An 18295-nucleotide genomic window follows, 5' to 3' on the forward strand; every position below is an offset into this window, starting at 1 on the left:
CGGAGCGGCTGGCCGAATCAGTGGGGTGGCGGGACGGCCCGGCGGGGTGGAGCGGCGGCTCAGCGCGGTGGAGCGGCGGCGGCTCAGTGGGCCAGCGCGGCCAGATCCGCGTCCGACCAGCGACTGCCGAAGCCGGTCAGCGTGACCGTGCGCCGTTCGTCAGTGCCGCCGCCCCCCGGGTCAGCTTCCGTATCCATGTTCGTATCCGCGTCCGTGTGCACGTTCGTGTCCCCGCCCACGGTCCGGTGGATCACCACATGCAGCCGGTCGTCCGACAGCTCCTCGACCTTGCCGTCGCCCCACTCCACGACCACCACGGAGTCCGGCAGCGAGACATCCAGGTCGAGGTCCTCCATCTCGTCAAGGCCCCCGCCCAGCCGGTACGCGTCGACATGGACCAGCGCCGGGCCGCCGACCAGGGACGGATGGACCCGGGCGATCACGAACGTGGGGGAGGTGACGGCGCCACGGACACCGAGGCCCTCGCCGAGGCCGCGGGTGAGGGTGGTCTTGCCCGCGCCGAGTTCGCCGGTCAGCATCACCAGATCGCCGGGGCGCAGGAGGGCCGCGAGTCCGCGGCCCAGCTCCCGCATCCGCTCCGGGCTCTCGACGGTGAGGCGGACGGCGGGACGGTCGGCGGGAGGCCCGGTGGGACGGGCGGGGCGGGTGCCGGGTGCGGCGTCAGCCGCCGGGCTGTGCGGTGCTTCCATGCGTGCCAACGTTAGCCGCTGCCGGCATCGCGCCCACCCGTGCCAGCAGGTCGGCGAGCCGGTCCGTGACGGCCTCCGGATGCTCCAGGATCACCAGATGCCCGGCGTCCGGTACGAGCACCAGCTCCGCGTCCGGCAGCAGATCGCCGATGGCCTCGCTGTGTGTGCTGGGCGTCACCAGATCGCTCTCCCCGGCCAGGACCAGCGCCGGGACATCCAGGAAGACCGAGAGCGCCTGCACCTTGTCGTGATCGGTGAAGGCCGGGTAGAACTCCGCGACCACATCGATCGGGGTCGACTCGATGAGCCGCTCGGCGAACCGCACGACCGCCGGGTCCACGTCCTTCGAGCTGAACGAGTACCGCTTGATCAGGCCCGCGAAGAGATCCGCCGTGGCCCGCCGGCCGCGCTCGACCAGCTCGGCCTGGGAGCCGAGCGCCTTGAGCACGCCGGGCAGGACGCGGCGTACGGCGTTCACGCCCGCGACCGGCAGACCGTAGTTGACCTCGCCGAGCTTCCCGCTGGACGTACCGATGAGGGCGACGCCGACGACCCGCTCCCGCACCAGCTCCGGATACTGGTCGGCGAGGGCCATGATCGTCATCCCGCCCATGGAGTGGCCGACCAGCACCAGCGGGCCCTCGGGCGCCGCCGCGTCGATGACGGTCCTCAGATCGCGGCCGAGCTGGTCGATGGTGACCGGGACCGCGTCGGGGCCCTGCTGGGCGGCGCCGCGCGCGGAGCGGCCGTGGCTGCGCTGGTCCCAGTGGACGGTACGGACGAGTCCGCGCAGGGCGGCGCGCTGGAAGTGCCAGGAGTCCTGGCTGAGGCAGTAACCATGGCTGAAAACGACCGTGACCGGCGCGGGGGTCTTCCGGCCGAAGAGCCTGCGGCGGCGCGGGGCGGTCGCCGGATCCGCGCCGGACGCGGTCTCCGGATCGACCTCGTCGGTCTCGTAGTACAGCTCCGTACCGTCGTCGGCGAGCGCCTTGCCCGGGGTGCCGCGCAGCGCGCCGTACGGTCCCGACGCGTCGAGTGCGAGCCGGGCCCTTCTGCGCATCCCGCGGCCGACGGTCATTCTCTCGATCGCGACCCCGGCCGCCGCACCAGCGGCGATCACGCCTATCGCGGCTCCGGCGACGCCGGCCTTGCGCCAGTTGCCCGTGACCGACGCCACCGAGGCGGCCGCCCTGGCCGCCGCGTCACCCGCCACGCTGCTCTCGCCCACCGTGCGCTCCTCGTCGTTCCCGCCGGATTCTTCCCCGTCGTACTGAGCTCCACCCGGCTGCGGTCACACGGGCCGTTACCCCTTCAACATACTCATTCGGGCAACGCGGCGATTCAGGCCACTCGTTCCCCTCGTTCCGGCCGTCGCGCGGGCTGTCATACGGACCGCTCGTTGAGATAGACGCGCGGGACGCGTGAACCGATGCGTGTGACGATCTCGTAGGCGATGGTGTCCGCCGCCTCGGCCCAGTCCTCGGCGGAGGGCTCGCCGCGGTCGCCGGGACCGAACAGGATGGCGGTGGAGCCCGGCTCGGGGGTGTCGCCGCCGAGGTCGACGACGAACTGGTCCATCGCGACCCGCCCGGCCACCCGCCGCCGCACCCCGCCGACGAGGACGGGCCCGCGGCCGGACGCGTGGCGCGGGATGCCGTCGGCGTAACCGAGGGGTACGAGTCCGAGGGTCGTCTCCCGGGACGTGACGTAGTGGTGGCCGTAACTGACGCCGTGGCCCTCCGGCACCCGCTTGACCAGGGCGACGGAGGCGGAGAGCGTCATCGCGGGCCGCAGGCCGAAGTCCCGGGAGGTGCCCAGCTCCGGGCTCGGCGAGATCCCGTACAGGGCGATGCCGGCCCGTACGAGATCGAAGGACGCCTCGGGGAGCGTGAGCGTGGCCGCCGAGTTGGCGATATGCCGGACCTCGGGTTCGACGCCTTCCTTCTCGGCGTACGCGACCATCTCGTGGAACGCGTCGAGCTGCGCGGCGATGGAGGGATGGCCCGGCTCGTCGGCGCACGCGAAGTGGGACCAGAGCCCGGTGACCCGGACCAGACCTGCGGCCTGGGCGTCGAGCGCGGCGGCCACGAGTTCCGGCCAGTCGGCGGGCTGGCAGCCGTTCCGGCCGAGGCCGGTGTCCGCCTTGAGCTGGATACGGGCGGGGCGCGCCGCCTCGCGCGCGGCCGCCGTCACCTCGCGCAGGGCCCACAGCGCGCTGACGGACATGTCGAGATCGGCCTCGATGCCCTCCCGCCACGGGTCGCCCGGCGTCCAGAGCCAGCACATGACCCGGCTCTCGATGCCCGCCGCGCGCAGGGCGAGCGCTTCGTGCGGGGTGGCCGTACCCAGCCAGGTGGCGCCCGCGTCGAGGGCGGCCCGCGCGATGGGCACCATGCCGTGCCCGTATCCGTCGGACTTCACGACAGCCATCAGTGCGACGTCGGGTCCCACTCGGGAGCGCAGCGCGCGGACATTGCCCCGCAGGGCGGCGAGATCGACTTCGGCCCGCGCGCGGACGCCGGCCGAAGTATGCGTGTTTTCGGTCATCGTGCCCAGTCTCTCAGAGCGGTGTCCGGGGCCGGTGCCGTCGCCCCGCCGCTCAGCACGGCACGACGGCCCGGCACACCACCGCCCGGCACGGCACCCGCCCGGCACGGCACCACCGCCCGGCACAGCGCCGCCCGGCACAGCGCCGCTCAGCCCACGACGTTCCGCCACGCCTCCGGCAGGTTCGCCGCCACGTCGTCCGCCGCCACCGGCGCGTTCCTCGACGCCAGCCGGGCCGAGAGGCCATGGAGATAGGCCGCCGCCGACGCGGCGTCGCGGGCCGGCAGGCCGGCGGCGAGCAGGGAGCCCGACAGGCCCGTGAGGACGTCCCCGCTGCCCGCCGTGGCCAGCCAGGACGTCCCCGTCGGGTTGACCCGGACGGGGACGGCCGGGTCCGGTTCCGCGACCAGTGTCGTCGAGCCCTTCAGCAGCACCGTCGCGCCGTACCGCGCCGCCAGCTCCCGTACCGCCGTCAGCCGGCCCGACTCCACCTCCGCCCTGGCCACCCCGAGCAGCGCCGCCGCCTCCCCCGCGTGCGGCGTGAGGAGGGTCGGGGCCGTACGTCGCCGTACGGTCTCCGCGTCCAGCAGCCGCAGCCCGTCCGCGTCCACCAGCACCGGCACGTCCGTGGCCAGGACGTCCGCCACCGCGGCCTCGGGGCCCGAGCCGTCGCCCAGCGCGTCCCCGAGCCCCGGGCCGACCGCCCATGCCTGGACCCGGCCCGCCTTCGACGGCGGTCCGTCGTGCACCAGCGTCTCCGGGAAGCGCGCGATCACCGCGTCGCCGCGGGGGCCGGCATAGCGGACCGCGCCCGCGCCGCCCCGCAGCGCGCCCGCCACCGCGAGCACCGCCGCGCCCGGATACCGCGCGGATCCGGCCACGACCCCGACCACACCGCGCCGGTACTTGTCGCTCTCGCCCGTCGGCACCGGCAGCAGCCGCGCCACGTCCTCGTGCTGGAGCGCCTCCAGTCCGGGCACGGACGGCAGATGCGGCGCGAGGCCGATGTCCACGAGCCGTACCGCGCCCGCGTGTTCCCTGGCCGGGTCGATCAACAGGCCCGGCTTGTACGTACCGAACGTCACCGTCACATCCGCGCGCAGCGCCTCCCCCGTCACCTCCCCGCTGTCCGCCTCGACCCCGCTCGGCAGATCGACGGCGACGATCACCGCGCCGGAGCCGCGGGCCGCCCGTGCCACCGGTACGGCGTCGGCGCGCAGCCCGCCGTGTCCGCCGATGCCGGTGATGCCGTCCAGCACGAGATCGGCGGCGGCCAGTACGTCGAAGGGGTCGTCGGCGACGCGTCCGCCCGCGCCGAGCAGCGCCGTCAGCCCGCCGTCGTGGGTCCGGCCGGGGGCCAGTTCCACGACGGTGACGGCGGCGCCCCGGCGGGCCAGCCTGGCCCCGGCGTAGAGGGCGTCACCACCGTTGTCCCCGCTGCCGGCGAGCAGGACGACCCGCGCCCCGTACACCCGCCCCAGCAGATCCCGCAGCAGGCCCGCGCAGGCGGCGGCGAGACCCGCGGCGGCGCGCTGCATGAGCGCGCCGTCCGGGAGTTGTGCCATCAGCTCCCGTTCGGCGTTCCGTACCGTCTCCACGCTGTACGCCGTACGCATTCGACCAGCCCTTCCACCCTCGCCCGCTGTCGCCCGCCCACCGTTGCCCGCCGGCGTGCGCCCGCCTACCCCTCAACCCTCCGCGATCACCACGGCCGACGCCACCCCCGCATCGTGGCTGAGCGAGACATGCCAGCTCCGTACGCCCAGCTCCGCGGCGCGCGCCGCGACCGTCCCCCGTACCCGCAGCCGCGGTTGCCCGCTGTCCTCCACGCACACCTCGGCGTCCGTCCAGCGCAGCCCGACCGGCGCGCCCAGCGCCTTGGCCACGGCCTCCTTGGCGGCGAACCGCGCCGCCAGGGAGGCCACTCCGCGCCGCTCGCCGCTCGGCAGCAGCAGTTCCTCCTCCGAGAAGAGCCGGCCGGCCAGTTGCGGTGTCCGCCGCAGGGACTCCGCGAACCGGTCGATCTCCGCGACGTCGATCCCCACCCCGATGATCAACTCATGCTCCTTGTCCGGCCGTCGGCCGTATGCACTCCACGCCCACCGCTCACTCCACGGTCACGGACTTCGCCAGGTTCCTCGGCTGGTCCACCTCGTTGCCGCGCGCCGTCGCCAGCTCGCACGCGAAGACCTGCAACGGCACGGTCGCGACCAGCGGCTGAAGCAGCGTCGGCGTGGCGGGGATACGGATCAGATGATCCGCGTACGGCACCACCGCGTCGTCCCCCTCCTCCGCGATCACGATCGTGCGCGCGCCCCTGGCCCGGATCTCCTGGATGTTCGACACGATCTTGTCGTGCAGCACCGAGCGGCCACGCGGCGAGGGTACGACCACCACCACCGGCAGATCCTCCTCGATCAGCGCGATGGGACCGTGCTTCAGCTCACCGGCCGCGAACCCCTCGGCGTGCATGTACGCCAGTTCCTTGAGCTTGAGCGCGCCCTCCAGGGCCACCGGATAGCCCACGTGCCGGCCCAGGAACAGCACCGTCCGCTTGTCCTTGAGCGAGCGCGCCAGGGCCCGTACCGGCTCCATCGTCTCCAGGACCCGCTCCACCTCGCAGGAGATCCGTGACAGGTCCCGGATGACGGCCCTGATCTCGTCGCCCCACTTCGTACCGCGCCGCTGCCCCAGATACAGCGCGACCAGATAGCAGGCCACGAGCTGGGTCAGGAACGCCTTGGTCGACGCGACGGCGACCTCGGGGCCCGCGTGCGTGTAGAGGACCGCGTCCGACTCCCTCGGGATGGTCGAACCGTTCGTATTGCAGATGGCCAGCACCTTCGCGCCCTGCTCCCGGGCGTGCCGCAGCGCCATCAGCGTGTCCATGGTCTCGCCGGACTGCGAGATCGCGATCACCAGCGTGCGCCGGTCCAGGATCGGGTCCCGGTAGCGGAACTCACTGGCCAGCTCCACCTCGCAGGGCATCCTCGTCCAGTGCTCGATGGCGTACTTCGCGATCAGCCCGGCGTGGAAGGCCGTCCCGCACGCCACGATGACGACCTTGTCCGCCTCGCGCAGCACGGCCGCCGGGATACGTACCTCATCGAGCGTCAGCGAGCCCTCGGCGTCGATCCGTCCGAGGAGGGTGTCCGCGACCGCCTTGGGCTGCTCGGCGATCTCCTTCAGCATGAAGTAGTCGTAGCCGCCCTTCTCGGCGGCGGACGCGTCCCAGTCCACGTGGTACGAACGGACCTCGGCCGGCGCGCCGTCGAAGTCCGTCACCACCACGCCGTCGCGGCGCAGCTCGACGACCTGGTCCTGGCCGAGTTCGATGGCGGAGCGCGTATGGGCGATGAACGCGGCGACGTCCGAGGCGAGGAACGACTCACCGTCCCCGACGCCCACCACCAGCGGGGAGTTGCGGCGCGCGCCGACCACCACGTCGGGCTCGTCCGCGTGTACGGCGACGAGCGTGAAGGCGCCCTCCAGCCGCCGGCACACCTGCCGCATGGACTCCGCGAGATCGCCGCACGACGAGAACGCCTCGGCGAGCAGATGCGCCACGGCCTCGGTGTCGGTCTCCGACTCCAGGTCGTGGCCGCGCCCGGCCAGCTCGGCGCGGAGCGCGGCGAAGTTCTCGATGATGCCGTTGTGTACGACGGCGACGCGTCCCGCGTTGTCCAGATGAGGGTGGGCGTTGACGTCGGTCGGGCCGCCGTGCGTGGCCCACCGGGTATGCCCGATACCGGTGGTGCCGCTCGGCAACGGCCGTTCCACCAGCGTCTTCTCCAGGTTGACGAGCTTGCCCGCCTTCTTCGCCGCGGCCAGCCCGCCGTCGGCGAGCACCGCGACTCCGGCGGAGTCGTATCCCCGGTACTCGAGCCGCTTGAGGCCCGCGATGACCACATCGAGCGCCGACTGTCCGCCGACGTAACCCACGATTCCGCACATGTCGGCAGCCTAGGTGCTGACCGGTCGATCTTCGTGGACCAGCGGTGCGCGGGCGTATGCGCCTCCTGCTCCCCCGACCACGTGACCTAGCACACCACCCACGGGGTCCCCGCACCCCCGACAATGGCGGGGTGATCACTTCGCCTCCACCAAGCGCCCCACGACGGGCCGAGCACGGGCCGACCCCGTACGTCGACCTCAGCCGGGCCGAGTGGAGCGCGCTGCGCGACAAGACGCCGCTGCCCCTCTCCGCCGAGGAGGTCGAACGGCTGCGCGGCCTCGGCGACGTCATCGATCTCGACGAGGTGCGGGACGTCTATCTGCCGCTCTCCCGGCTGCTCAATCTCTATGTCCAGGCCACGGCGGGGCTGCGCGGCGCGCTGAACACCTTCCTCGGGGACGCGGGCAACGGGCACGGCGCCCAGCGCGGTACGCCGTTCGTCATAGGCGTGGCGGGCAGTGTCGCCGTCGGGAAGTCCACCGTGGCCCGGCTGTTGCAGGCACTGCTCGCGCGCTGGCCGGAGCACCCGCGGGTCGAACGCGTCACCACCGACGGCTTCCTGCTCCCGATGAAGGAGCTCAAGGCCCGCGGTCTGATGTCGCGCAAGGGTTTCCCGGAGTCGTACGACCGCCGGGCGCTGACCCGGTTCGTCGCGGACATCAAGGCGGGCAAGGACGAGGTCACGGCCCCGGTCTACTCGCATCTGATCTACGACATCGTGCCCGGCGAGCTGCTCACCGTACGGCAGCCCGACATCCTCATCGTCGAGGGCATCAACGTCCTCCAGCCCGCGCTGCCGGGCAAGGACGGCAGGACCAGGGTCGGTCTCGCCGACTACTTCGACTTCAGTGTGTATGTCGACGCCCGCGCCGAGGACATCGAGACCTGGTACCTCCACCGCTTCCGCAAGCTGCGCGAGACGGCCTTCCAGGACCCCGCCTCGTACTTCAGGAAGTACACGCAGGTCTCCGAGGAGGAGTCGCTCGACTACGCCAGGACGATGTGGCGGACCATCAACAAGCCCAATCTCCTGGAGAATGTGGCGCCCACGCGCGGTCGCGCCACACTGGTCCTGCGCAAGGGGCCCGACCACAAGGTCCAGCGGCTGTCACTGCGCAAACTCTGAGGATCCGAAGAGCTGAGGGGCTGTCAGCGTGCTGCATCTGCGTCTGCTGGTACCGGCCGGCCGTACCGACGAGGTCGTACACGCCGTGGAGCGGACCGTCGGCACCGCGCATCTCGTCGTCGTGCCCGGGGCCTCCCGCGATCCGGTGGGCGATCTGGTCACATGCGATGTGGCGCGCGAGGCGTGTGACGAACTGATCGTGGAGCTGCGCGCCCTCGGGATCGACCGGTCCGGTTCGATCTCGGTGGAGAGCATCGACCTGTCGCTGTCGGAGCGGGCGGACGAGGCGGAGGACGAGGCGCCCGGCGAGGGCGCCGACGCCGTGCTGTGGGAGCAGCTGGAGGACGTGACCCACGAGGAGTCCTCGCTCTCCCTCACCTATCTGGCGTTCCTGGCCCTCGCGACGATGATCGCGGCGTGCGGTGTGGTGCTGGACAACGCGATCCTGATCGTGGGCGCGATGGCGGTGGGGCCGGAGTTCGGCCCGCTGGCCGGGATCTGCACGGCGCTGGTGCAGCGCGCCCCGCTGCTGGCGTGGCGTTCGCTGGTCGCGCTGATCGCCGGGTTCGCGGTGGCGATGGGGCTGACGACCGTCTTCGGGCTGGTGATGGACGGCTTCGGGCTCTTCACGGAATCCATGCTGGAGGCCGACCGGCCGAACACCTCGTTCATCTGGAACCCGGACCTGTTCTCGCTGGTGGTCGCGGCGCTCGCGGGCGTGGCCGGGATGCTCTCGCTGACCTCCGCGAAGTCGGGCGCGCTGGTGGGGGTCGCCATCTCGGTGACGACGGTCCCGGCGGCGGCCAACGCGGCGGTCGCCCTCGGCTACGGCGACTTCACGCAGGTGTGGGGCTCGACCCGCCAGCTCCTGCTGAACCTGGCGGGCATCGTGGCCGCCGGGACGCTCACGCTGCTCACCCAGAAGGCGCTGTGGGCGACGCAGCGGGGACGCATACGGCGTACGGGCGTCCCCCGCGCACGGCCCTGACCGGCCCCGGACCGCCCCGTACGGCCCTGACCGGCCCCGGACCGAGGGGGCCCGGAACCGGATGGCGGCCCGCACCCACCATGGGTCCGGGCCGCCGGAGCGTTTCACCGCATCGGCTCAACGCCTTCAGCCGAGCGCCGACTTCACCGCGTCCGCCAGCCGGCTCGCGACCGACCGCGCCTGGTCGATGTCCGCCGCCTCGACCATCACCCGTACCAGCGGCTCCGTGCCCGAGGGGCGGAGCAGGACGCGGCCCGTGGAGCCCAGTTCGTGTTCGGCCTCGGCGACCGCCGACGCCAGTTCGGCGGAGGTCGTCACCCGCGACTTGTCGACGTCGGGCACGTTGATGAGCACCTGGGGCAGCCGTCGCATGACGCCCGCGAGGTCGGCCAGCGTACGGCCCGTCGCGGCGACCCGGGCCGCGAGCATCAGGCCGGTGAGGGTGCCGTCGCCGGTGGTGGCGTGGTCGAGGACGATGACGTGGCCCGACTGCTCGCCGCCGAGGGCGTAGCCGTGCTCCTTCATCGACTCCAGTACGTAGCGGTCACCGACCGCGGTCTCGACGAGATGGATGCCCTCGCGCTCCATCGCGATCTTGAACCCGAGGTTGGACATGACCGTCCCGACCACGGCGTCGCCGCGCAGTGTGCCCGCCTCGCGCATCGCGAGGGCCAGCACGGCGAGGATCTGGTCGCCGTCGACCTCTTCGCCCGCGCCGTCCACGGCCAGGCAGCGGTCCGCGTCGCCGTCGTGCGCGATGCCGAAGTCGGCGCCGTGCTCGACGACCGCGGCCTTGAGCTGGCCGAGATGCGTGGAGCCGCATCCGTCGTTGATGTTCAGCCCGTCCGGCTCGGCGCCGATCGTGATGACCTCGGCGCCGGCGCGGGTGAACGCCTCGGGCGACACCCGGGCCGCCGCGCCGTGCGCCTCGTCCAGGACGACCTTCAGCCCGTCGAGCCGGTTCGGCAACACCGCGATCAGATGTGCCACGTACTGATCGAAACCTTCGTCGTACGAGCGGACCCGGCCGACTCCGCCACCCGTCGGCCGCTCCCAGGGGGCGCCGGTGCGGTGCACGGTGTTCTCGTAGTAGGCGGCCTCGATACGGTCCTCCAGCTCGTCGGCGAGTTTGTGCCCGCCGCGCGCGAAGAACTTGATGCCGTTGTCGGGCATGGCGTTGTGGCTCGCCGAGAGCATCACGCCCAGGTCCGCGCCCAGCACCCCGGTCAGATACGCCACCGCGGGGGTGGGCAGCACACCGACACGCAGGACGTCCACGCCCGCGCTCGCGAGTCCCGCCACGACGGCGGCCTCCAGGAATTCACCGGAGGCACGAGGATCACGTCCGACCACCGCCGTGGGCCGATGCCCCTCGAAGGTGCCCACCTCGGCGAGCACATGCGCCGCCGCGACCGAAAGGCCGAGCGCCAGCTCAGCCGTCAGATCGGCGTTGGCGACACCGCGCACGCCGTCCGTGCCGAAGAGTCGTCCCACAGCTCTCCCTCCGAGAACACCCGGAGCCGGCAATCACCGACATCGCCCCGAGCGAAAAGATTTCGAAAACGCAAACCCATGCAAAGTTTTGAGCGCCTGATGCTTTTATACGCCCGAGTAACCAATAAAACGAACGCCCCGGCAGCACGGAGTGCCGCCGGGGCGTTCGAATGCCGTACAGACCGGCCGGAGAGGCCGTAATGCCGGTACCGGCAAGCGAGCGATTTAGCGCTTGCTGTACTGCGGCGCCTTGCGGGCCTTCTTGAGACCGGCCTTCTTGCGCTCGACCGCGCGGTCGTCGCGGCTCAGGAAGCCGGCCTTCTTCAGCGGGGCGCGGTTGTTGTCCACGTCCGCCTCGTTCAGCGAGCGGGCCACACCGAGACGCAGGGCGCCGGCCTGACCGGAGACACCGCCACCGGAGATACGGGCGATGACGTCGTAGCGGTTGTCGAGCTCAAGCACCTTGAAGGGCTCGTTGACAGCCTGCTGGTGCACCTTGTTGGGGAAGTACTCCTCAAGGGTGCGACCGTTGATCTTCCACTTGCCGGTGCCCGGGACGATCCGGACGCGGGCGATGGCGTTCTTGCGACGGCCCAGGCCGGCCGCCGGCTGCGGGTCGCCGAAGCGGGACGCCAGCGACTCGGAGGTGTACTCACCCTCGACCGGGGTCTCCGACTCGAAGGTCGTCACCTCGGCATACGTCTCTTCCGCCTCAGGCGCTTCGACGGGGGTCTCTGCAGTGGTCTCGGCCACGATGCTCCTCAGATTTCTTTTCGTCTTAGGGGGTGGCCGGAACTACTGCGCGACCTGGGTGATCTCGAACGGGACCGGCTGCTGCGCAGCGTGCGGGTGCTGGTCACCCGAGTAGATCTTCAGCTTCGAGAGCATCTGACGGCCCAGGGTGTTCTTGGGGATCATGCCCTTGATGGCCTTCTCGACGGCCTTCTCGGGGTTCTTGGCGAGCAGCTCGTCATAGCGGACGGAACGCAGACCACCCGGGTAACCGGAGTGGCGGTACGCCAGCTTCTGGGTCCGCTTGTTGCCGGACAGGTGCACCTTGTCGGCGTTGATGATGATGACGAAGTCACCGGTGTCGACGTGGGGCGCGTAGATCGGCTTGTGCTTACCGCGCAGAAGGTTGGCGGCGGTGGTCGCCAGACGGCCCAGGACGATGTCCTGCGCGTCGATGATGTGCCACTGGCGCGTCACATCGCCGGGCTTGGGGCTGTACGTACGCACGGTCGTATGCCTTCGCTTCTTCAGTGATGGGGTCTCCCCCAGCCCCCCAGGGCTGAGGGGACGGGTCCTGTACAGGGACCACCCGGACGATCACGACAGCCCTGGTGGTGCTTCGGGGACGCAACCCGCGCACCTACCGCTGTCCATCGGCCCGGTGGACCGGCGTAAGGGCCCCTCGCGTGAGAACGACCAAGCCAATACGCATAACGAACCAGAAGAATACCGTCGCTGCCCCGTACGGGTCAAAACGGGGGCCCGCGCCCGCGCGGGCCGCGGCCGTCGGCCCCCACGCCTACCGCGCCCGTACCACCCGGCGCTCGTCCCACACCGGCTCCGGCGTCTCCCGTACGACCCCGTCCGAGCCGAATACCAGATACCGGTCGAAGGAGCGGGCGAACCAGCGGTCGTGGGTGACCGCGAGCACCGTCCCGTCGTACACCTCAAGACCGTCCTGGAGGGCCTCCGCCGACTCCAGGTCCAGGTTGTCCGTCGGCTCGTCCAGGAGCAGCGCGGTCGTACCGCGCAGTTCGAGCAGCAGGATCTGGAAGCGCGCCTGCTGGCCGCCCGAGAGCTTGTCGAAGGGCTGGTCGCCCTGGCGCTCCAGCTCGTACCGGCGCAGCACGCTCATCGCACCGCCGCGGTCCTTCGCGTGCTCCGTCCACAGGATGTCGACCAGCGTGCGGCCGAGCAGCTCGGGGTGGGCGTGGGTCTGTGCGAAGTGGCCCGGTACGACGCGCGCGCCCAGCTTCCACCCTCCGGTGTGCCGTACGTCCTCGCCTGCCAGCAGCCGCAGGAAGTGGGACTTGCCGGAGCCGTTCGAACCGAGGACCGCGACCCGCTCGCCGTAGTAGATCTCCAGCGAGAACGGCTTCATCAGCCCGGTCAGCTCCAGGTTCTCGCAGGTCACGGCCCGTACGCCGGTACGGCCGCCGCGCAGCCGCATGGAGATCTCCTGCTCGCGCGGCGGCTCCGGCGGCGCCCCCGCGTCCTCGAACTTCTTGAAGCGCGTCTGCATCGCCCGGTAACGCGAGGCCATGTCGGGGCTGATCGCCGCCTGCTGCCGCAGCCGGTGCACCAGCGCCTTCAGCCGGGCGTGTTCCTCGTCCCAGCGCCGCTTCAGCTCCTCGAAGCGCGCGAAGCGCTCCTTGCGGGCCTCGTGGTACGTACCGAACCCGCCGCCGTGCACCCACACGTCGGAACCGGCCGGGCTCGGCTCCACGCTCACGATCTTCTCGGCGGCCCTGGCCAGCAGCTCCCGGTCGTGCGAGATGAAGAGGACCGTCTTACGGGTCTCCTTCAGGCGCTCCTCCAGCCACCGCTTGCCCGGCACGTCCAGATAGTTGTCCGGCTCGTCGAGGAGCAGCACCTGATCGGGTCCGCGCAGCAGGGCTTCGAGGACGAGCCGTTTCTGCTCGCCGCCGCTCAACGTGCGCAGCTCGCGCCACTGCGCCTTCTCGTACGGGACGCCGAGCGCCGCCGTCGTGCACATGTCCCAGACCGTCTCGGCCTCGTAGCCGCGTGCCTCCGCCCAGTCGCTCAGCGCCTGCGCGTACCGCATCTGCGCGGCCTCGTCGTCGACCGTCATGATGCCGTGCTCGGCCGCGTCCACGGCCGCCGCGGCTTCCCGCAGGCGCGGCTGCGCGACCGAGACCAGCAGGTCACGGACCGTGCGCTCGTCCCGTACCGATCCCACGAACTGCGACATCACACCGAGCCCGCCGCTGACCGTGACCGTGCCGCCGTGCGGCTGGAGCTCCCCCGCGATCAGCCTGAGCAGCGTGGTCTTGCCGGCGCCGTTGGCCCCGACGAGAGCGACGACGGAGCCTTCGGCGACCCGGAACGAGGCGTCGGCGAGCAGCACCCGTCCGTCGGGGAGGTAGTACTCCAGATGCGCGGCCTCAACATGTCCCATGTCCCGCATTGTCCGTGCAGGTCGCGCCGGAGCCCAATCCTTTTCCGATTCCCGCGCGGTTTCCCGGTCACCGGGCGGTCTAAACTCCCGTCATGAGCTTTGGGCAAGGGGGGCCCTCCTGGGGCGGCCCCGGTTCACCGGACCATGACCCGCACGGCACACAGACACCGGACTGGGCCGCTCTCGCGGACGCCTCCGCCGCGCGTACCCGCCGCAAACGCTGGCTGATGATCGGTGGCGGCGTGCTCGCGACCGGCGCGATAGCCGCGATCGTGGCGACCGCCGTCGTCTCCATGAACGGCGGGAACGACCGCGGTACGCAGAACACCGCCAACGAACTGCCCACACCCACCGATCTGCCGGACCGCAGTCCCGAGGCCGAGCCCACCTTCTCCTCGGTCGAGCCGCTGCCGCCGCCGAACCCGAAGGACTACGTCTCCAGCGCCGACAAGGACAAGGCGCCGCTGAGCGCCGGCACCCTCTTCCCCGGCGACAAGGTCACGATGAGCGACCGCGCCTACGCGAAGGGCGCCACGGCCCGCACCACCAACTGCGCGGCGGCGGCACAGGGCGCGCTCGGCTCCATCCTCGCCTCGAACAGCTGCGACCAGGTCATCCGCGCCACGTACAGCAAGGGCGGGGTCGCCGTGACCGTCGGCGTCGCGGTCTTCGAGACGGAGGCGCTGGCGCTGAAGGCCAAGGACCAGGCGAAGGGCGGCATCGCCTCGCTCTCCGGCGCCGGTGTCCCGACCTTCTGCCGGGCCCCCTCGGTCTGCCGCAAGACCACCAACTCGTACGGCAGGTACGTCTACTTCACGGTCGGCGGCTTCACCTCGGGCAAGAACGTCACCACCTCGGACAAGGACGTCTTCACCACCGGGGACGACATCGCGGAGTTCGCCTTCCGCCAGATCCTCGCCCGGGGCAGGGCCCAGGCATCGGCCGCGGCCACCGCGCCCGTCGCCCCGTGACCGGGCCCGTCACCCCCTGACCACCCCCGTCGCCCGGTGACCGCCGGTCGAACACCGCGTCGCCCGTACCGCCTTCGGTCCCGGGCGCGCTCCGCGCTGGGTACAGTCGGCTCGGATTGTGTGGCGCTGGTGAACGTTCAGAGGGCGTGGGGTGGATGACGGTCAAAGTCACCGTGGTGGTGCCGACGTACAACTCGGGAATCCACATCGAGCCACTGGTCGGCTCACTGCTGGGGCAGACCCTGCCCGGCGACGAGTTCGAGGTGCTCTTCGTCGACGACGGCTCGACCGACGGGACCCTGGAGCGGCTGGCGGCCCTGGTCGCCGAGCACGACCACTTCCGGATGGAACGCATCCCCAACTCGGGCTGGCCGGGGAAGCCGCGCAACATCGGCGTGGAGCGGGCCCACGGTCGCTATGTGCAGTTCGCCGACCACGACGACCGGCTGGCGCCCGAGGCGCTGGAGCGGCTGTACGCCATGGCCGCGCGCAACGACTCCGACATCGTCATCGGCAAGGTCGCCAGCAACTTCCGCAGCCGGGGCGTCCCGTACGGTCTGATGACCCGGACCCGGGAGAGCTGCACCGTACGGAACGCGCCGCTGATCGACAGCCTCACCCCGCACAAGATGTTCCGCACCGCGTTCCTGCGCGAGCACGGCATCGCGCACCCCGAGGGGCCCTGGATCCTGGAGGACCAGCTTTTCATGGTCCGCGCCTATCTCAAGGCCTCCGTGGTCTCCGTACTGGGCGACTACGTCTGCTACGCGTACTGGGCCCGTGAGGACGCCGAGAACGCCGGTACGGCCGCCATGGACCCGCGCCGGTACTACGGGAATCTCCGCGAGGTCATGGCGACCGTCGTCGCGGGCACCGGGCCGGGGCCCGAGCGCGACCGGCTGCTGCGCCGCTTCTACCGGGTGGAGATGCTGCACCGGCTGGGCGAGCCGCCCCGCGGCCTGCTGGTCGACCCGCCGTTCCGGGACGACCCGTTCGAGGTGGTGCGCGAGCTGGCCGAGGAGTTCATGACGGACGGCGTGCACACGGGGCTGGCCGCCGTACAGCGGACCAGATCGGCCCTGCTCCGGGAGAACAGACCGGCGGAACTGACCGAGTTCACCCGCAGACAGACGGATCTGAGCGCCCGGTGCGCGATCGAGCGGGCGGGCTGGAGCCGCGACCGGTTCACGGCGTCCTTCACGGCCCGCTTCGCGGGTGAACCCGGCCCCGACGGCGCCCATGACGGGTCCGGTCTGCTGCTGGCCCGGCGCGGGGACCGGTACTTCCTCGCGCCCTCCCTCACCGACGGGGTCCTCTCCGAACCCGTCGACGTGACCGACGAGTTGAAGTCCTTCAAGGCCGATGTGCTGCTGCACCACGCGGAGACGGCCCATGTGTGGCTCCCGGAGCGCGAGACCTCGCTCGTCCTGGAGGAGGAACCCGCCCCGGACGGCCCCGCCGGCTTCGTGCCCGAGGGCACCGTTCTCGTACGGCCCGTCGTCCGCGGCACCGTCGCCATCGACCCGCTGCGCGGCGCGGGCGGCGGCCCCCTGGCCGAGGGCATGTGGGAGGTGCGGATCAGGCTGACGGGCGCGGGCTTCGACCGGTACACACGCCTCGGCGGGAGCACGGCCCCCGGGGAGGTGGCCCTGCCCGCCCCCGGGATCCTCGGCGGGCACGAGATCACCGGCGCCCTCACCGACGACGGGCTGGCCCTGACCGTACGGGCGACCGACGCGGCGCCCGGCCCCCGGCCGCCCAAGGTCAGCGTCGTCGTACCGACCGCAGGAGCCGCGCCGGAGGCCGTCGGGACCACCCTCGCCTCGCTGGCCGCCCAGACCCTCCCGGCGGACGCCGTCGAGGTGATCACCGTGGCGGACGCGGCGCCGGGCACCGATCCCCGTAACGCGGGGACCGACAGCGCGACCGGCGAGTACGTGCTGTACATGGAGCCGGGCGACCGGCTCGGCACGGAAGCCCTGGAGCGGATGTACGCGTACGGCATCGAGCACGACGCCGACATCGTCGCCGGAAAGCTCGCGGGCAAGGGCCGGCCCGTCCCCCGCGAGCTGTTCGTACGGGACCGGCCGCGCGCCACCCTGGCCAAGGACCCGCTGGCCGACAGCCTCACCGCCGACAAGCTGTTCCACCGCGCCTTCCTCGACAGGCACGGGCTGCGCTTCGCCGCGGGCGGATCCGAGCTGGCGGAGCAGGCGTTCACCGCCGAGGCCACCCTCCGGGCGGGCCGTACCGCCGTCCTCGGCGGCTACGTCTGCTACCACTACGGTCCGGGCGGCGCGGGCCCCGCCGTACCGCCCGGGGAGTTCTACACCGGGCTGCGCGCCCTGCTGAAGACCGTCGACGGGCTCGTCGGCCCCGGGGCGGCGCGCGACCGGCTGCACCGGCGCTGGCTGCGCGTGGAGATCCTGGACCGGCTGAGCGGCAGACGCCTGCTGGACCTGCACGAGGACGCGCGGCGCGAGCTGTTCCGGGCGATCCGCGGGGTCGTCGTGGACGGGATCTCCGAGACGTCGGTGGCAGGTCTGCCCGCCGCGCGCCGGGTGGCCGTCGGGCTGATCACCGACGACCGGCTCGACGACCTGGTGGCGCTCGCCGCGTGGGAGTCCTCGGTCGTCTGCCACGCCCGGCTGGACGCGCTCTCCTGGCTGGACGACGGCGGCTGTCTGCGGATCGCCTTCACCGGCGAGCTGCACGGCGCCGACGGCCCTCTGGGCGTCACCGACAGCGGCAGCGGCACAGGCACCGGCGCCGGCACCGGCGCCGGTCCCGACACCGGTACGGACCAGGAGGCCCTCGCCCCGGCCGGTCTCTCCCCGGCCCTGCGGGACCGGCTCGCCCGTGAGCCGCTCACCGGCGGCGCCTCCCCCGCCAAGGCGTCCGTCGTGCTCGTCCTGCGCGAGCGCGCCAGCGGCGCCGAGTACCGGCTGCCCACGAAGACCACCGTCTTCCGCCCCGAAGGCGTGCTGAGCGTCGCGGGGACGGCCCGGCTCGACCTCGCCACGGCGCTGGACGGCGCGCCGCTCGGCGACGGCGTCTGGGATCTGTCCGTACGCCTCACCGCGCTCGGCTGGACGAAGTCCGCGCGGCTCGGCTCCCGGCGCGGGCCCGAGGTGCCCGAGCGGCTCACGCCCGTGCCGCACCCCACCGCGCCGGACCGCCGCGTCACGCCGTACTGGACGAATCCGCAGAAGGATCTGTCCCTGCGCGTCGCGGTCCCCTCGCCGGAGCCCGCACCCGCGCCGGCCACGCCGTCCCGTGCACCGGGACCGCTGCGCCGCCTGGCCCGCCGGCTGCGGAGCAGCTGACCCCGGCGACCGGCCCCGGCAACCGAA

14 protein-coding genes are annotated in these 18295 nt (G+C 72.1%); 4 read left to right on the forward strand and 10 right to left on the reverse strand.

Going from position 1 to position 18295, the window contains the following annotated elements:
* Positions 1-83: 83 nt before the first annotated feature.
* The 6 genes from tsaE to glmS all read right to left on the reverse strand — a co-directional run bounded on the left by tsaE (position 84) and on the right by glmS (position 7211).
* A complete protein-coding gene (gene tsaE, locus CU044_RS24370; protein WP_129770837.1) occupies positions 84-710 on the reverse strand; it encodes a tRNA (adenosine(37)-N6)-threonylcarbamoyltransferase complex ATPase subunit type 1 TsaE in 627 nt (208 codons plus the stop codon).
* On the reverse strand, positions 682-1938 hold the full coding sequence (locus CU044_RS24375) for an alpha/beta hydrolase (RefSeq protein WP_129770838.1): 1257 nt from the start codon (positions 1936-1938) through the stop codon (positions 682-684). Before CU044_RS24375 ends, tsaE begins: the two co-directional genes overlap by 29 nt.
* A gap of 155 nt (positions 1939-2093) precedes the next feature.
* Positions 2094-3257 carry an alanine racemase gene (gene alr / locus CU044_RS24380; RefSeq protein ID WP_129770839.1) on the reverse strand — a complete coding sequence of 388 codons (1164 nt, stop codon included), beginning with the start codon at positions 3255-3257 and terminating at the stop codon, positions 2094-2096.
* Positions 3258-3406: 149 nt separating this feature from the next.
* Complete coding sequence (locus CU044_RS24385) at positions 3407-4873, reverse strand: NAD(P)H-hydrate dehydratase (protein ID WP_129770840.1); 1467 nt, start codon at positions 4871-4873, stop codon at positions 3407-3409.
* 72 nt (positions 4874-4945) lie between these two features.
* Entirely contained in the window at positions 4946-5314 is a 369-nt protein-coding gene (locus CU044_RS24390; RefSeq protein WP_129770841.1) for a holo-ACP synthase, read from the reverse strand.
* Positions 5315-5363: 49 nt separating this feature from the next.
* On the reverse strand, positions 5364-7211 hold the full coding sequence (gene glmS, locus CU044_RS24395; protein WP_129770842.1) for a glutamine--fructose-6-phosphate transaminase (isomerizing): 1848 nt from the start codon (positions 7209-7211) through the stop codon (positions 5364-5366).
* Between the two features lie 131 nt (positions 7212-7342).
* Between glmS and coaA the strand changes: the two genes are divergently transcribed.
* Together coaA and CU044_RS24405 are read left to right on the forward strand one after the other, a co-directional pair.
* A complete protein-coding gene (gene coaA / locus CU044_RS24400; RefSeq protein WP_129770843.1) occupies positions 7343-8338 on the forward strand; it encodes a type I pantothenate kinase in 996 nt (331 codons plus the stop codon).
* 28 nt (positions 8339-8366) lie between these two features.
* Complete coding sequence (locus CU044_RS24405) at positions 8367-9326, forward strand: DUF389 domain-containing protein (RefSeq protein ID WP_129770844.1); 960 nt, start codon at positions 8367-8369, stop codon at positions 9324-9326.
* A 126-nt stretch (positions 9327-9452) separates the two neighbouring features.
* Here CU044_RS24405 and glmM read toward each other — a convergent pair whose 3' ends face one another.
* From glmM to CU044_RS24425, 4 genes are all read right to left on the reverse strand, one after another.
* Complete coding sequence (gene glmM / locus CU044_RS24410) at positions 9453-10820, reverse strand: phosphoglucosamine mutase (RefSeq protein ID WP_129770845.1); 1368 nt, start codon at positions 10818-10820, stop codon at positions 9453-9455.
* 225 nt (positions 10821-11045) lie between these two features.
* Positions 11046-11573: a 30S ribosomal protein S9 gene (rpsI, locus tag CU044_RS24415; protein ID WP_030351459.1), complete on the reverse strand. Its 528-nt coding sequence runs from the start codon at positions 11571-11573 to the stop codon at positions 11046-11048.
* Positions 11574-11615: 42 nt separating this feature from the next.
* On the reverse strand, positions 11616-12059 hold the full coding sequence (gene rplM, locus CU044_RS24420) for a 50S ribosomal protein L13 (RefSeq protein ID WP_129770846.1): 444 nt from the start codon (positions 12057-12059) through the stop codon (positions 11616-11618).
* Positions 12060-12351: 292 nt separating this feature from the next.
* Positions 12352-13971 (reverse strand): ATP-binding cassette domain-containing protein, encoded by a 1620-nt coding sequence (locus CU044_RS24425; protein WP_129770847.1) that lies wholly within the window; start codon positions 13969-13971, stop codon positions 12352-12354.
* Positions 13972-14063: 92 nt separating this feature from the next.
* On the opposite strand from CU044_RS24425, the gene CU044_RS24430 reads away from it, so the two are divergent.
* Positions 14064-14942, forward strand: coding sequence for a hypothetical protein (locus CU044_RS24430; protein WP_129770848.1), 879 nt, complete (start codon positions 14064-14066; stop codon positions 14940-14942).
* A gap of 155 nt (positions 14943-15097) precedes the next feature.
* Complete coding sequence (locus CU044_RS24435) at positions 15098-18268, forward strand: glycosyltransferase (protein ID WP_129770849.1); 3171 nt, start codon at positions 15098-15100, stop codon at positions 18266-18268.
* Positions 18269-18295 lie beyond the last annotated feature (27 nt).

It is taken from the genome of Streptomyces sp. L-9-10 (assembly GCF_004151105.1).
Classification (GTDB): Bacteria; Actinomycetota; Actinomycetes; order Streptomycetales; family Streptomycetaceae; genus Streptomyces.

Bases quoted from the DNA above. Each gene is read 5' to 3' on its own strand.
- tsaE (WP_129770837.1), bottom strand. From the start codon at position 710: ATGGAAGCACCGCACAGCCCGGCGGCTGACGCCGCACCCGGCACCCGC.
- alr (WP_129770839.1), bottom strand. From the start codon at position 3,257: ATGACCGAAAACACGCATACTTCGGCCGGCGTCCGCGCGCGGGCCGAA.
- CU044_RS24385 (WP_129770840.1), bottom strand. From the start codon at position 4,873: ATGCGTACGGCGTACAGCGTGGAGACGGTACGGAACGCCGAACGGGAG.
- glmS (WP_129770842.1), bottom strand. From the start codon at position 7,211: ATGTGCGGAATCGTGGGTTACGTCGGCGGACAGTCGGCGCTCGATGTG.
- CU044_RS24425 (WP_129770847.1), bottom strand. From the start codon at position 13,971: ATGGGACATGTTGAGGCCGCGCATCTGGAGTACTACCTCCCCGACGGA.
- CU044_RS24430 (WP_129770848.1), top strand. From the start codon at position 14,064: ATGAGCTTTGGGCAAGGGGGGCCCTCCTGGGGCGGCCCCGGTTCACCG.
- CU044_RS24435 (WP_129770849.1), top strand. From the start codon at position 15,098: ATGACGGTCAAAGTCACCGTGGTGGTGCCGACGTACAACTCGGGAATC.